This is a genomic window from Edaphobacter sp. FHG110511_03, assembly GCF_059115365.1.
The window spans coordinates 371,870-387,661 of the sequence record NZ_JBZYWL010000006.1; the positions used below are offsets into that span (position 1 = coordinate 371,870).

The window sequence follows — 15,792 nt, forward strand, 5'->3', positions numbered from 1 at the left end:
AAATCACGGAGAGTTCGCTCAGCATTTATTTGACAGAGAGGGAACTAAGAGTATCCGAGCGGTGATCAGGGAGCGTATCGGGTGAAGACAAAGTCGCGGGCTTTGACGGGCTCGTGGCAGGAGAAACAGGTCTTGTGCACGGCCTCGTCGGCGGGTTTGCCATCTTTGAACTGCGCGAATCCCCAGCCGTTGGTCGCAGTGTACTTTTTGGAGTCCTTAACCATGAACTGGACGTTGGTGGGTGGGCCAGCTACAAAGGACTGTTCGCGGCCGAAGACTTTGTTGTTTTCTTCGGATGGAATGTAGCTCCACGCCAGCCGGGCGATGATGGTGCCGTCGGGGAATGGAAGTGTCTTTTCCTGGTAGGCCTTGAAGGCGATGTTGTTGCCGAGAACGGCGCGAAGATCATTGAGATTGCCGGCCTCGTGGGCCACGGAGATCAGCCGCCAGTTGCGGTAATCCGAAGGAATAGTGATCCCGAAGATCGGGGCCACCGCTTGATCGGCCTGTCCTGAGGCATGAGCAGTGAAGGCGATGATGACCACCATGGCTGTCGTGGTAAGAAGCAAAACGATCCGTTTCAACAGGCTGACTCCTCCAATCTTTTAATTATTAGCTCTGCACTCTGGTCGAAATGACAGGGGAGACAATTGTTCTTACACCAACCCTATCCATGGAACAGGGCATCTCTCATGAGCGGGAACCTGACATCTTTTGCCTTACGTGAATATTGAAGCAAAGCTGAATTGTCGTTCGCTGTGCAAAGCGAATAGGTCATTGTAAAGCCGTAGGCGTCGTGCGGTGGTAATGTGGGGATCGCCGTCTTTGTAAGTTGCGGAACTTCCCCCTTCCTACCTTCAAAACGGCCACCGGTCAGGCCATGATGCGCAGAAGAATCCGAACGAGCAGCCTTGCAGACCAGTGCGAGGGCGCAATCCCCAGGGATTGGCGTACTGCGGGCTCGATCGTGGCGATCATGATCTGACGGGAGATCCCCTGTGTTCCCCTCGGCAGCGACAGTTTGACGACATCGCGCAGGCACATCAGGGCGAGACGGTGGCCCTGGGAAGTGAAACCCATGTAGCGATCCTCGTAATCTCTCTGGAAGTCCTTCCATTCCTGCAGCGATGCACGGAGGTTGGGGATGCTCATCGCATGACCCACCTGCATCCAGAATCTCAATAGCAGATTCGCTTCATCTTGCGTCACCGCCTTCAGGCTGTGCTGCTCGCTCCAGCGGAGCGGTTCCAAAAAGAAAGTCGCGAGCACATACTGGTAGTCCTCGGGGCTGACTTTGAGATGCCGGTGAACATCCCGCAAGCGCTGTATTGCCGCTCGTCCTTCGGGGCTATCGAAACCATGGCGGATCAGATCGACCACCGTCTGCCGGGTCCGCGCCAGGCGGGCATGAGTCTCGGACACCAATTTCGTGTGCCCATACAAGGACTCCACCAAGTGCGCGATGCCCATCATCCGGATCAATGCGAGATACGTTCCGATTCGGAACGCCATGCGATGCTGGCCGTAATAGAGCCGTTCAATCTCGGACGGGGAACGCAGAATGGCTCCATCCTCTGACCCGCTCGTGAGAGGCTGGGGCATCTGGGGATTCGTGGCGGGGGTTCGTTTCATTTCAGAGGTCATCTCGATCGGGCGCTTTCTGACTGACAATACCAACGCGAATCCTTAAGCGAATCGCCCACCATGCGTTGGAGGAATCGATCAGAGTGCCGTCAAGATCGAAAAGAAGCGCCTGTGTCATCAGGCGGCTTCCTGCCTGGAGTGGGAGAACAATCGCTTGACGAATTGGTTTTCGAATAGCCCATTGGGATCAAGCTCCTTACGCAGTCGGTCGAAATCACGCCATCGGGCGCGCTCCGAAAGCTCGTAGATTTCGGGAGAAAAATGCTTGCCTATGTGCGGAGCTCCGCCGAGGCGAGCCAAGCGCGCTTGCACTTCATCCATCCAATCAAGGGAGCCGCGAGCGAATTGGCCGTCTGCGGCCAAATACACTAAAAAGCCGATATAGCATACGGGTTTACCATAAGCTGGCGACAGCCAAGCCTCGGAGGCTCCGCAGCACCGCAAAATAAAAGGATAATGCAACACGCCAGGATGCTCCTGTTGCCATTGTCTAAGGATGCCGAAGGCTTCGACCGATTTGTCGAAAGGAACGGACACTTCGCAATTGATTTGGGGAGCGGGAATCCCCTTGCACAACAGCTGGTAGACGTTGCCGATCAAATCGTTGCCGTTTTTGAAGCGACGCATCGTTTCAATGTGCCGTCCGTCCAAAGCTTCGTTTTTCGTGTCGACTCCCATTTTGCGCATCGTGACCTCGACGGTGGGGTCCAAGAGCGCCACCGGCCCGGTGTCGGAGCCCAAGTCCAAGGTCAGGCATCCAGCGGCCCGATAAGCCCGGATTTCCAACTCAGAGGCGGGGTCCACCAACCAGACATGGGCCTCTCCGGTCCAAGCGAACCACCATGTTTTCACAAGCAGATGCTCCTGGTTCAGCCGCTCGTGGTTAGCAATCAGCCATTCCTGATCGACGGTCAGCTTACGACACTTCATAATGACATTCGGTACGGTTCGAAAACTCACCTCCAAGACGATGCCCAGGCATCCGATGGAGAGCATGAATGCTCCAAAGCGCGGATCGTCACGCTCGACGAGCTGGATTTGGCCGTCCGCGAGCATCACTTTCATCGAAAGCACCGCATCGCCCAAGCTCGATTGGCGCAGTCCCTGACCGTGGGTGCCCGTCGCCAAAGCTCCGGCGAGAGTTTGGATGCCGATGACGCCGGGGCAAGCAGGCAGCATGCGATCCATTTCGATCAAATCCGCGCAAAGCTTCTCCACTGCGGTGGCCGCTTTGTAGATCACGAAGCCCTCACCGACTGCGACTTGGCCCGTCCAGGACCGTAAATCGATCAAGACCGCGGGGCCGGCTTCGCCATGCACCGAGTGCACGGGCTCGAACGACAGTGTCGAGCCCACGACGCGCACCGTGTCGTAGCCTCCAAGCAAGATGGAGCGAAGTTCCTGCTCGTTGGTGGGTTGAACAACCTTATTTAAAGGAGCCAAGGGGTTGGTTCTTGACCAATTGAACAAAAAACCCTCATCGTCGATGCTTTCGATGGCATGAAAGGCTTCAAATCGGTAATCAGGGCTGGGGAGGTGCATTCGTGGTGCCTTTCTCTGGGAGCATGTCCAATTGTTTGCGGGTTTCGATCATGCCGTTGCGCAAAGGTTTCCGCATTGTGCGAACGAGCGCAATCGCGGCGCGAGACGCCGGAGAGTGCAAGCACAGGTATCGTCCGTGGGAATAGTCAAGGCCGTGGCGCCGCCTATGGATCATCGTGTAGGCGGACGTTTTTCACGCATAGTGGGGCGGGAACGAAACAAAAGGTCATGTCCACGGACCTTTATCTTCAGTTCAGGATTCATAGCATTCATGTGCCCTTGAATGGGGCACCGACAAAAGCGCTTTTTCATGAGAATTCCTTTTTTTGTGCTCAGAGAAATGAGAGAAATTACTCTCACGCATTGGCAACCCTTGACACGCTGTTTTCAAGGAGCACGCTGTTGCTCACATGCGCGCGGAAGAGGCCGATACTTTTCACTTCGGAATTCTGAGCTCGTGAGTTAGGCGTGCTCGACAGGACGGCAGCCCACAAGATTGTGGTGAATACCGCGAATCGATTGATAGGGAAGTAGACTTCAGCATCGATCCCTCTCTTCACCAACGTATTCCGCTGAGAGTCCGCGGGTGTCAAGCTATCGTCTCAAGGCTGTAATTGGATTGTTATCCAAATGCGATTTTGTCCCAGATGCCTTACCTCGAAACTGAACGGCAAAGCTTATGCGGATGGATATTACCGGAGGGCCAACGCTCACGATGGGTCGTCATGCCCGTGGTCACTTCTCCCATTCAATTTCAGAGGAGAGATTGATATTGAACTCCTGGAGCAGATGGCAGAGGGGAAGGAAGCAGCGATCTGCCGGACCGAATCCGAGAGAATTTCCGAAATGTCATCGCCAGTTCGAACTTTCAAGAAAAAAAGCCCCGCATCTCTTGAGGAGATGCGGGGCTTCGTTTTGGAGTCGGTCCTTCGCGAGACCGAGGTTAGAAGGAGTAGTGCAGGTTCAGCTGGATGACTCGCTCCTTGGAGCGGGTGTTGGTGATCTGACCAAAGTTGGGGTCCTGGATTGAGGCATCCGGATTCTGATAAGAGGCGATGTTAAAGAGGTTGAAGCCTTCGGCACGGAAGCCGAGGACGTGCCTCTCGGTGATGTGGAAGTCCTTGAAGGCCGCTCCGTCGATCTGTGCGAATCCAGGGACGCGCTCAGAGCCGGGACGGGCGGTGCCGAACGTGTTAGGGGCGGCTACACCATAGGCGCAGACGCCGTTGTCAGGACCGCTGCAGGGGATGGCCGAAGGATCGGTGCCCCACCAATGGTTGAGGGATCGGTTGCGGATGACCAACTTGCGGTAGTGATTGGCGCGTGATGTGGAAAAGGTATTGAAGGAGTTGGAGACATTCGGAGCCTGGATGGTGATGGGCAGCCCCGTGTAAGCGATAACAGTCGAAGAGGCCTTCCATCCTCCGGCGATCAGGTCGAGAGCACGGTTGATGTGCGAGCCGTAGAGCTGATCGCGTCCAAACGGAAGAGCGTAGACACCGACGGCATTGAGGTTGTGACGAACATCCTGACCAGAGGGAGCGTAGTCCGCCTGTGGGTTGTAGGCGTCCTGGAACGCACCCGTTGATCCCCCAACGCCGGGCTGGCCGTAATTACCGGCGGAGTTTGTCATGGACTTGGCGTAGGTGTAGTTGACGGTGTACTCGAAGCCGCGGTCGGCGCGATGCCGTACCGTGACCTGGGCGCCGTTGTAGTTCATCATGGCGTTGGACTCGGTAACGAGCAGGGGCCCCGTTTGTCCGACCAGGTTGGTGTAGGGCGCCTGGGCAGCTGCGGGAATCGGAGCTCCCTCCGGAAGCGCGGAGTAGATCGCTGCCTGAGCAGCAGTGAGCTGGTTGCCGTTGCGGTAGTCGATCAGATGTTGTCCCGTCTCGCCAAGGTAGCCAACGCTAACCGAGGTCTTATTGGTGAGAGCGAACTCCGTGGTGAGGGAGAACTGCTGGATGTAGGCGGGTTGAATATTCTTCGGCCAAACAGAGTATTGGCTGGTGGCGCTGAACGAAGGCGAGAAGCCGTCTTCGATACGGAATGGCGTTCCTGCGCTGCCGGCACTGGGATTGATGGCCACGACGTGGCTTCCCTGGGCGAAGGGGGGCGAAGAGGTGAGACGCTGGTTACCGGCGTTGCCCTCGAAGAAGCTGGTGGCGCCGTAGCCTCCACGAACTACGACACGCGGGTTGACTTGAAGGGCGAAGCCGATGCGAGGCATCCACTGGGCGTAGTTGGGGTTGTAACAGGCTCGGTTGGAACAGAGCTGGGACCCGGCGGGAGCTCCGGCCGGAATGCTGTGCGCGTACTGGACGATCCCGGTGGTGAGATCGACGTTGGCGGTCTTGTTGTTGACCTCGACCCAGGGCTGATCGAACTCGTAACGGAGACCGATGTTGACGGTCAGTTTATCGGTAGCTTTCCAATCGTCCTGAATGTAGCCGGCGGTGCGCCACTGACGGTTGCCGACGAAGCCGATGGAAGATCCGAGCTGAGAGGTGGAGACGCGGTCGAGGACGAAGTCAGCTGGCCCGTAACCGGCTCCGCCGGGCAGACCTGTGAAGTTGCCGGAGTAGTCGAATTCACCCAGGAAGCCGTAGTTGGAGGAGTTGAGGTAGTTCTGCTGGTAACGGGTGGCCTGGATACCGATGGAGAGCAGATGGTGGCCGCGCTGCCAGGTGAGATTGTCGTAGTAGTTGAAGGTATTGTCGCGCAAGACCTGGATACTTGCGCTGGTTCCGAGGAAGGAGGCGTTGTTGCCAAGGCTCTGTCCGGAGAATCCGGGGTAGGGCTGGGCTCCGAAGGGAATGCCGACGAGGGAGTTGCCGTTGAGTCCGAAGGCTCCTGAGGGGTCGGTGGGGATGCTGTTATCCCAGCGCACGCGGGTGAAGCCAAAGCGGGCCTCGTTGACGATGGCGGGAGAGAAGGTATGGATCCAGCTTCCGCCACCGAGTTTGGTGGGGTAGACGTTCTGGGGTGGAAAGGTGATGGGGATGAGCGCCGTCTGAGTGTCGCCCGCGTTGGACTGCGAGTAGAAGGCGGTGAACTTGTTAGTCTGAGTGGCGTTCCACTCGATCTTGATGTCGCCCTGATCGTTGCGAACGAATTTGCGTTGCGCTCCCTGGAAGTTGTTCTGGAGTAGACCGTCGGTGGGTGCTGCGTTCTCGGTCGGGTAGAGCTCCGGATGAGCGAAGAGGTACTTGGCGACGGGGTTCAGGATGGGAAGCTGATTGTTGGCATAGGCTGCGAATCCGTTCTGTGTGTCGTACAGCTGAATAGGGGAACCGGTGCGAAGCAGGGAAGAGAAGTCTCCGTTGCGCATCGCCGCGGGGATAACGCTAGCCTGCTGCAGACCTCCAGTGTGAGAACGGGCGCCTTCGTAGTCGGCAAAGAAGAAGAGCTTGTCCTTCAGAACCGGGCCTCCTACGGTTCCGCCAAAGATGGTCTGAGTATAGGGATTGATCGCGATAATGGGGTTGGCGAACTTGTTGGCCCAAGAGTTGGCGTTGAGGTTCTGGTTCTGGAGGAAGGCGTAGGCCGAGCCGTGGAACTGGTTGGTTCCGGACTTCAGGACAGAGATGACGGCACCTCCGTTAGCGTTGCCGAACTGCGCGGGTGCGTTGGCGGAGATAACGCGAACCTCGGCGATGGCGTCGGGTGCCGGGTTATAGGCGATGAGGTTGTTCTGGGGCTCGTTGAGATCGGCACCGTCGAGGGTGTAGTAGTTGGCCTGGTTGCGGTTGCCATTGATGGAAGCGACGCCGTTGTTGAAGGTGCTCCGCTCGATGGCGTTGTTGCCGGTCATTCCCTGGGGGTCGGTGGCGATGGCGCCGGGCTGGAAGAGGGTCACGGAGGAGAAGTTGCGTCCGTTGAGTGGGATGTTGGCGATCTCGTTGGTGGAGAGGGAGATGCCAAGGGAGGAGTCGTTGGTGTTGAGGATAGGAGCGGACTCGGCGCTGACATCGGTGACGGTGGCGGTTCCGCCGGGCTCGAGCTTGGCGTCGAACTTGGCAGTTTGGTTGATCTCGAGGGTGAAGGGGGTGAACTTCGAGGTGGTGAAGCCGGTGGCGGAGACGGTGACCTGGTACTGGCCGATAGGAAGGAAGCGGGCGCTGTAGAGGCCGACCTCGTTGGTGGTGACGGACGTATCGACGCCGGTTCCGACGTTATGAACGATGACAGTCGCGTTGGGAATGACCGCTCCGCTGGGATCGGTGACGATGCCACTGACGGCACCGGTAACGTTTTGTGCGTTTAGCCATCCCGTAAAAAGACAAATTACCGCCAGGAGGGCGGCGTAGTGCCTATAGTTTTTCATTTTGGTTTCTGTTGCTCCTTCACGCCTTAGGGGAGTCTGCCTTGGGGAGTTCAGACTATGTGGCGTCAAAGGGTAGACACATGATCCTGAAAAAAGTTACCGCTTTCGTAAACATCTTGACATTTGGTGCCTCTGCGGTCACTCCCTGGAGAATTTCTTTCCCGTTTGGCGACAAACCATGAACAAATTTGGAGACGACATTTGGGTTTTCTTCGCCGTCTCCAGTTGTGATCACTTCGACGGGATGGGCTGTTTAAACGTTGAAGCAATCAGTGTCCGCCAGTTCTCAGGGACAGCCCAAGGCCTCTGATCGATCGTCGCAACTGGCCGCAAGTTTTTACGATGGATTATTGCTGGGGAAGCAACGACCACCGTCGATCGCCTCGGCACAGTTCCATGCATTACGCCTGCGTTACGTAATTGGAGTCTCGCGCGGCGCTGGCGATCAGGCCGTTACAAACACGGTCTTGAAGGCGTAGTCGGTGAGTCTCACGGGCCTGGCGAGGGTCCTACCGTTCTGGTCGACCATCGTGATAGCCTCTCCCGACGTGAGCGACCGAGGACCACTCGTCGTGTAGGCGCTGATCTCATCGAAGTAAACCACTCCAAAGCTGGCAAGCGGGGGGAACGGTTGATTCAACGGCCAGCTGCGAGTGACGCCTGCGTTTATGGTGACGGCAGGGGGGAACCCGGTGTCGACCGAGAAGTTGATCGTCTGCGATGTGGTCTCGTTGGCGAGGAAGTATGCCGCTGTGCCAGCCTGGTTGGTTTGAAGGCACAGAGAGCCGCTGATTACATCGCCGGGGCGGACGGGTAAATTGATCTGACCGATGCTTTGAGCCCAGATCTGGCTGGTGACGTTCTGTGCGGAGTCGACGGTCATCTCGACGTGGACGTCAAGGAAGCCGAGACCGACGAAGGTATGAAAATGGTTGACGCCGATCGGACTGAGGGTGAAGTGCAGGTCGGGCACAGTCCATGTTATGAACAGTGCGGTGAACGGTGCCGAGGAGCTGAAGAGCTGGTAGCCGCACGACTCGATGGGGTCCGGGCCCAGAGCGAGAGCGGTAACCGCCCTTTTGGTCGCCGTCGTGGTGTCGGGCCGCGGCTCGAGATGTTCGAAGCTGCGATAGCGGGCTGCCTGTCGCTCCCACAGCGCTGCCATCCCCGGCTGAGTCTGGGGATCAGGCCGCAGCGGCAGCCCGTGCCTCATCAAGTCCTTCTCGGTGGCTGCGAAGGGGTCGAAGTCCTTCGATGGGGGTCGGTAGAGGTGGACTTTTTTCCCGTCGGGGGTTTGCTTTCCAGCCATGACACTCTCCTTTTCTACTGTAAGTCGCCTACGTTGCCGCAACCTTTTATAGCCCTATGCGCTGATACGGTAAACAGGATTATCACGCTGCAGCCCTGATTTTGTTGCCGCGGGGCGGCCTCAGGGGGTCCGATATATATCGACGAAACCAGCCGCGTGTGCGCCGCTCAATAGGCTTCTGGATATATAGATCCTCGTGTCTTCTTCCAACTGGGGAAGTTTGCCAGCTAGTGTATCGATGATCGTAGCCACTGTGTGGCGGCCGTCGCACACCTTGATAACAGCGGCCAGCAAATTCGAGATCTCGACCATCCGAAGAACGCCCTTGTCATCGAGCCGCGTGGCGTAAAAGACTTCCGCCCGCTCAGGTTCCGTTCGAGCGGCAATCGACGTGACAATCTCCCCCAGCTTGTATTCAAACTTCAGTGTTCGAGTCGTGCCTCTGGTACGGGGAACATCCGCCGATTGCAGAGGCTCACCTACGGCAATGGCAATGCGCTCGCCGCATGCGTTTTCTTGTGCCTCTGCTGCAGCCTTAATCATTTCTTCAGCGCGCACCAAAGCACGAATGACAGGATTCTCGACGAGTCGATGCTCGCTCATGAAGCAGATGAAATCCCCTCGAAAGAGGCTTCCGACATAGTATCGCCGGAGATCAGACCCGATAAGATCTCCACGAAGTTTTATCCGCCAGGCTCGCCACTCATCGTGAAAGCCCAGCAGATCCGTCGCCAGGTCAATTGAGCACAGCAGCCAGCGGAAGCACTCGACCGTCATGCTGAGGAACTCGCGCAATTCGAAGAGCACATCGCGGTCCAATCCCTTCACCGGGATCATGTAGAAGTTTGGAAAAATATCTGGGTAGCTCCGAATCAATGCAAGGTCTTGCTCGCTCTGGGTAAGTCCCTGATGCGACATATCGGAGCACAAGTCCTCGAGGACCAATTCGTTTTTGTGGAGCGTGTGAATCGGCGTGCCTGCCAGGGGAGCCAGGATGTTCAACTGAGGATGCGATCGTGTATGTCGGGCAGCATCGGTGAAGATTCGGAGCGTGCTGCGAACATCCTCCCAATCCTCCTCGGGAAAGCCAGTGATCAGCGCCACCGTCGTCTTCACTCCGAGTTGCTCGGCGATGTTGAGCATCTCCCTTGCAGTATCGAGATCGAGATCTTTGTCGATCACCCGCTGCATCTTCTGGGAGCCTGTCTCGATTCCAAAGAAGATGTTCCGGCAGCCACTTCGAGCCATCAGCTCCAGTAGTTCCTTGTCGACGCAATCCGTACGGGCGCTGCAGTCCCACGTAAACCCCTCATCGCTAGCGAGCATCGCCTCGCAGAATGCAACAACACGCTTCCTGTCGACGGTAAACATATCGTGTACCAGATCGAAGTGGCGGATACCACTGACTTCTGCAATCTCTCTCATCTCCTTTAGCACTCTTGCAGGAGATCGAAGTCGGAAGTTCCGCCTGAAGAAATCGTTGGTAGAGCAAAAGGTGCAAGAGAACGGGCATCCCCTACCGAGTTCGATCGAGGCTGACGTGGCCTTCGTCAGATACTTCGACAGGTGATACGCCGGAGGTGGAAGAGCATCTAGGTCCTCGATCACTGGAGCGTTGGGATTCCGTCTAATCGCGGTTCCATCGCGGTAGGTGAGTCCTCTGACTTGAGAGAAGTCATAATCGCGGTGAAGCTCCTGGAACAGGCAGGGCAAGCTCTGCTCCACTTCGCCTCGCAAAACAAAGTCAACCCATGGAAAGGCCGCAAGGGTGGCTTCATCCACGACAGAAGCCTGAGGTCCGCCAAACAGAATCATCGCGTGTGGGCGAAGATCCTTCACGGCCCGGGCCACTCGAACAGTCAACGGATACGTGCTGCAGATCGAACTGAACCCGTACAGGTCAGCGTTGGAACGAACGGCGATCTCCGCAAGAAACTCCGCAAACGTGTCAGCATGGAGTCTGCCCGGGATATCGGCGTACTCCATATAGGCAGTATTCGCGTCGATGAGATGCGGGATGTCTCCGCATCTCTCAAGCACGGCAGCAACGCTCAAAATGCCGAGTTGCGGCAGAGAAGAGACTGACTGCACCGAGTCGCTAATCAGCTCTTCCTGGCTTCGAAATTCGGTGACAGTCGGAGCAGTAATCAGACAACAATGCATAGCTCACCCTTGGCTCGACGTAGCCGGTGTGCTTAGGGGCCTTCGTGTCTCACCATTATCTGCAGGGCCTTGCCACTATTTATTGGCGGCAAATCTTTACCCGATCCGGCCCGCAAACAGTTCATATACTGGGGAGTAGCGTACTGGAAATAAGGATTGTCGATTGTTTTCAACGCCTCATCTATGGCGCGAACAATCTCTTCTCTGGTTGCGTCCTCGCGTACATTGACCGCTATGAACGTTTCCTTTGTGGGAGGAGGTATATATGGATCGGGACTCATCATTCCACTCCAGACGTAGAATTTTGGCCGATTTCCCCGGGGTTCGCCAATTGTAGCCCAGATAGAATCGATTTGGTGCGGCCGCGAGAACTTTTTATTTATCGCCTCGCAAGTGATCCGAGCCAGATCGTCGATCTCTGCTCACCCAGATTGAAGTAAATCGAATCCCCTTCGACGGAAAGATTGCGCGCTCTCGGGACCACGTTGTCGATCGAGGCCCGCTGGTTATGAAAATGAGCCACAGCAAACGAAGTGCCTGCCGATCCACCTCTTTCAGGGGAAAAAGCCTGTCCATAGACACAGAAAGAATCATCTTTGTTTGAGAAGTAGAAGATGGTGTGGCCGTCTCCAGACCATCGTGGATGTTCCAGGGAAACACCTTCATCCGGAATGGGGATCCACTTTCCTTCCACCTTCCCAGTCGATCGGGGAAGATGCACTGCAAACATTTGCTTACGATCACCCTTTGTCTCGACGAACAGCATCATCTCGGTCGCGGGCGACCAGCTGGAATCGCTCAGCTCCGCGCCATCTTCCTGCAGCACAACCCATGATTTGCCTGTGCGCGGGTCAGCCATCTTGATGATGGAGGGCATACCCTCTCGATAAAAGAAAGCCCGATCAGTATCGAACCATCCGGTTGGAGCGCCACATCCGCGACAGAGGCGCCGCACCGGACCCTCTCCAATCCTTGTGCTGATCGAGGTAGCTTCGCTCGGCGGGTCGGTTTGTTCAAAGGCCAGCAGCTGGCCAGTCTTATCAATGATCGGCGACTGGTTGGGCACGCCGGGATTGATCAATAAAGACTCGGAGTCCTCGACGTTATCCCTGATCCAGATGCTTCGCTGGCTTCCTCTTCCTCTCGTGAAGACTAGCCATCTCCCCCCCTCTGCGACAAATGGGGAGCTGTCGATCTGCGCATCCTCTGTGATCTTGGACAGAGAAACCTCACCCGGATGCGATGCCCGGTCAACCCGCCATACATGGAGTGCGCCTGACAGGCGCGTGAACGCAATCGCTCCGTTGTTCGCGACGGAGGGACTCAGGTCTCTGGCATTTTCCTTGAGGAGCTGCCTTGGCGCACCTACAGACGTCCATGTCTGGGGATCCAGCTTGATCGTCCAGAGGGTGACCTGTAATCCACCCGGCCCACACCCGAACACCAGCCCACTCTCATCCCAGAAGAGTCCGGTGGGTTGCGACATGATGAGACCAACACTCTGGAGACGCTTCATGACGTGGGTGTTCACGATCTTGCGCCCATCCAGACTTGTAATCCACCACTCCGTGCATCCTGCCAAGGCCTTATCTGCGTTCTCGCATCCCGAGAAGATAAATCTTCGTCCGTCGGGACTCCAGACCGGAAAACGCGCATCCTGAAAGCTCTTCGCAATCTGAACAGGCCCGCCTCCTCGCAAGGGGAGCAGGAAGACCTTACCGGATGCGACGCTGGGGTCGGGATCGCCGGTCCAATACAGCAGACTCTGACCGTCGGGCGATATCACGGGATTTCGGCCGCGGGGAACGAGCAGGACTTCCTTCCCCCCGCGAACGTACTTGAGATAGATCCCACCTCCGCCCCGTTCGGAACGAAAGGCTACAACATTCCCATCTGGCGATATGCTCGGGTTGCTGTCCCTCGCAGAATTGCTGGTCAATCGAGAGAGTCGCCCACCTGGAATCTGTTGGAGAAAGATGTCCAGGTTCCCGGTCTCGGAACGATCGGACGAATAGACAATCGCGTGGCCATCTCTCGAAAGGCTGGGATTTTCCGACTCGTCTGTGTCCGGAGTCAATTGGACGATCTCACAGATGTGGCACTTGTTCCTGCTTCTCCACCATAAAGCGCCGGCACCTGCCATAACTGTTATCAACAGGACTGCCGCCACGATACGCCGTGGAGTGCCAAAGATCCCAGGCGGAGCTAAGGCAGCTGCTACCTTTTCGATCGCGGGGTAGCGGCCCGCTGGCTCTCGCTGCAGGCATCTTCGAATGACATCTTCCCATCGAGCCGGAAACTCTTTCCCATTCAGATCCAGGAAGCTTTTCGCCGAAGATTGATTGGGCTCTGACCACCCCGGAAGCGAACCCGTCACCATTTCGCACAGGACAACACCCAACGAATACTGATCGGCGAGCGGGCCTACCTCCCCATTCTCCTCCTGTTCAGGAGCCATGTATCCGCGGGTTCCGAGTCCTCCCGGCTCAGCTAGTCCTTCTCGTGTTCTCAACATCTTCAGGGAGAGCCCAAAATCGGTGATCACGGCCCGCACCCCACCCTTGGCTCCCGGAACCAGGATGACATTGCTGCTTTTGAAGTCTCGATGCACCAAGCCGGCCGTGTGAGCGGCGCTGAGTCCATCGACCATCTGCCTGCCCACGCTCATCGCGAGGCTGGTGGGAAGAGGGCCGTGGATCCGAATCCACTCCCGAAGAGTCTCTCCCCTCAGCAACTCCATACTAAGAAACCACAGTAGCTGTCCATCCTCCAAGGAGTGGCTGAACAACTCGTGTACACGACAGATGTTTGGGTGGGAGACTTCCCGCGCCTGCCTTACCTCTTGTTTGAAGCGCTCGATTATATCGATGTTTGAAGCGATCCTAAGACGAATGGTCTTGAGCGCGACCGCTTCGTCGAGCTCTGTATCCCACGCTTCATAGACCTCGCCCATGCCGCCGCGGCTAAGGAATCGCAGGAGCTCAAACCGTCTCGCATAGACCCTCCCCGTCTCCAAAACAGCCGCATCGTTGACGGGCTTGATATAGGTGTGTAAATCGACGACAGGCTTTTCCATGAAGCCATTTGTGCTTGCGTTCCCGCGCAGCAGCCGTAGTACTTCGGCTTCGAGTTCCTTGTCTTCACCAGTCAAGCCGCGCACATAACTCAACTGCTCCTCTGCCGGGAGATCCGCCGCGGCATCAAAAATATTCTTGATCTCGCGCCACCGCTCGGAGTTCATGGGGCACCATGCGGATCCTTCGTGAGCTCTGTGTGAAGCCACGCCCGGGCCATCGTCCAATCCCGTTTAGCGGTACGCTCCGAGATACCTATCACCTCTGCGATCTCCTCAAAGCTAAGTCCCGCAAAAAAACGCATCTCTACAATCTGGCTCTGGCGCTCGTCCCAGGTCGCAAGCCGCTCCAGTGCCTCATCCAGTGCAAGCAGATCGACGATATTTTCAGAAGCACCCAATCCAGAATCCAACTCTACCCGCTGATGAGCACCGGGACGTTTATCAGCATTTACTGCCCTGGCATGATCAACGAGAACCCTGCGCATCGCTCGCGATGCCAGTGCAAAAAAATGCGCACGGCTCTGCCAGTCCACTTTGCTGGTACCCGCCAGTTGAAGAAACGCCTCGTGAACCAAGACCGTGGACTGTAGCGTGTGGTTCGGTCTTTCGCGCCGCATGTGCCTCGCAGCAATAGCGTGCAATTCCTTATAGATCAGGGGCATGAGATCAGAGGCAGCACCGGAATCGCCTACTCTCATCCTCTGCAGAAGCAACGTCACGTCATGTTCGGGGACATCTCTGCTCGTTTGCATATCGGCGGAGGTCCTATCTTCAACTTTGGAAAAGTGTACTCCTTAGGGTCTTATACCGACCCTTCCATAGTCGATACGCAGTTAGAAAATTTTCCGCGACCGTGGCGCGATTTCATCTGGTCTTCGCATTAACAGGTAAGACAGATGGAGTCGAAGCCACTGTCATAAAGGAGACACCGCCATGAAACTCCTCTCTCTCAAATCCCTATTCTCCCCGTCAACCCTCGCCATTGCCTTTGCTCTCAGTGTGTTTGCACCAGCCCCTCGTGCAACCGCTCAGACCAACATGCACCTCGTGGTCGATATCCCGTTCGACTTTCGAAGCGGATCTGAAATGATGCCTGCTGGAAAGTACGATATCCAGGCATTGTCCAATCGTGTGCTGATCGTGCGCAGTACAACCCAGACCAGATCGCAGCTCCTGCTCACCACAAACACGCAGACGCGAAAGCCATCCGACCGTGGCAAGTTGATCTTCCACTGCTACGGAAACAGGTATTTCCTCTACCAAGTGTGGTCGCCGGGTCAAGTAAACGGTTTCGAACTTCCGAAGGGCCATGCGGAGAAGGAAGCAATTCGTGCGGCAAATATCCCCGCACCTTCAACCACAGAGCTCGCGTTGAACGAGCCGCCGCGCTAACTATAGCAGCCGGCCCATGGGCTCTCCCATCGGCCGGCTGCCACTCCCCATTTGAACCGCACAGGAAATTCGAGATAGACGGAGGTGCGTCATGGTTCACATCGACCAACATCCTATGAACTTCAGTTCCTGGATCGCCTCATTTCTCAGTAGAACCATGGCCGAATGCGAAGGCTTCGGTGCTCGCTATCAGTACTCCCCACGCCTGATGATAGCCGGCGCGATCCTCACCTCGATTCAGACTAACTATAAGATCGGCAGCGTCAGGCATAAGTAAAAAGTTAGCGCAGTAGGCGCCGTTGGAAAGATGACCGCAAGGGATATAAGCTTTACAGACGT

At 56.4% G+C, this 15,792-nt stretch carries 11 protein-coding genes; 3 read left to right on the plus strand and 8 right to left on the minus strand.

The annotated features are described in order from the left end of the window. Window positions 1-65 precede the first annotated feature (65 nt). From AC5S26_RS24005 to AC5S26_RS24020, 4 genes are all read right to left on the minus strand, one after another. Window positions 66-584 (minus strand): cytochrome P460 family protein, encoded by a 519-nt coding sequence (locus AC5S26_RS24005; RefSeq protein WP_494187481.1) that lies wholly within the window; start codon window positions 582-584, stop codon window positions 66-68. A gap of 289 nt (window positions 585-873) precedes the next feature. After that, window positions 874-1,632 carry an oxygenase MpaB family protein gene (locus tag AC5S26_RS24010; protein ID WP_494187482.1) on the minus strand — a complete coding sequence of 253 codons (759 nt, stop codon included), beginning with the start codon at window positions 1,630-1,632 and terminating at the stop codon, window positions 874-876. A 129-nt stretch (window positions 1,633-1,761) separates the two neighbouring features. Next, window positions 1,762-3,186, minus strand: coding sequence for a D-arabinono-1,4-lactone oxidase (locus AC5S26_RS24015; RefSeq protein ID WP_494187483.1), 1,425 nt, complete (start codon window positions 3,184-3,186; stop codon window positions 1,762-1,764). A gap of 943 nt (window positions 3,187-4,129) precedes the next feature. After that, complete coding sequence (locus tag AC5S26_RS24020) at window positions 4,130-7,513, minus strand: TonB-dependent receptor (RefSeq protein ID WP_494187484.1); 3,384 nt, start codon at window positions 7,511-7,513, stop codon at window positions 4,130-4,132. Between the two features lie 272 nt (window positions 7,514-7,785). On the opposite strand from AC5S26_RS24020, the gene AC5S26_RS24025 reads away from it, so the two are divergent. Beyond that, window positions 7,786-7,992, plus strand: coding sequence for a hypothetical protein (locus tag AC5S26_RS24025; protein ID WP_494187485.1), 207 nt, complete (start codon window positions 7,786-7,788; stop codon window positions 7,990-7,992). On the opposite strand, the gene AC5S26_RS24030 is transcribed toward AC5S26_RS24025, so the two are convergent. The 4 genes from AC5S26_RS24030 to AC5S26_RS24045 form a co-directional block, all read right to left on the minus strand. Then, a complete protein-coding gene (locus tag AC5S26_RS24030) occupies window positions 7,959-8,822 on the minus strand; it encodes a G1 family glutamic endopeptidase (protein ID WP_494187486.1) in 864 nt (287 codons plus the stop codon). The two genes, AC5S26_RS24025 and AC5S26_RS24030, sit on opposite strands and share 34 nt — an antisense overlap. Before the next feature lie 120 nt (window positions 8,823-8,942). Continuing rightward, entirely contained in the window at window positions 8,943-10,913 is a 1,971-nt protein-coding gene (locus AC5S26_RS24035; RefSeq protein ID WP_494187487.1) for a radical SAM protein, read from the minus strand. A gap of 451 nt (window positions 10,914-11,364) precedes the next feature. Further along, the gene (locus AC5S26_RS24040) at window positions 11,365-14,226 is read right to left on the minus strand and encodes a protein kinase domain-containing protein (protein ID WP_494187488.1); all 2,862 of its coding nucleotides are present in this window, start codon (window positions 14,224-14,226) and stop codon (window positions 11,365-11,367) included. Beyond that, window positions 14,223-14,813, minus strand: coding sequence for a sigma-70 family RNA polymerase sigma factor (locus AC5S26_RS24045; protein ID WP_494187489.1), 591 nt, complete (start codon window positions 14,811-14,813; stop codon window positions 14,223-14,225). Before AC5S26_RS24045 ends, AC5S26_RS24040 begins: the two co-directional genes overlap by 4 nt. Window positions 14,814-14,994: 181 nt before the next feature. On the opposite strand from AC5S26_RS24045, the gene AC5S26_RS24050 reads away from it, so the two are divergent. After that, window positions 14,995-15,453: a hypothetical protein gene (locus AC5S26_RS24050; RefSeq protein WP_494187490.1), complete on the plus strand. Its 459-nt coding sequence runs from the start codon at window positions 14,995-14,997 to the stop codon at window positions 15,451-15,453. A gap of 91 nt (window positions 15,454-15,544) precedes the next feature. After that, window positions 15,545-15,730: a hypothetical protein gene (locus AC5S26_RS24055; RefSeq protein ID WP_494187491.1), complete on the plus strand. Its 186-nt coding sequence runs from the start codon at window positions 15,545-15,547 to the stop codon at window positions 15,728-15,730. Window positions 15,731-15,792: the final 62 nt, after the last annotated feature.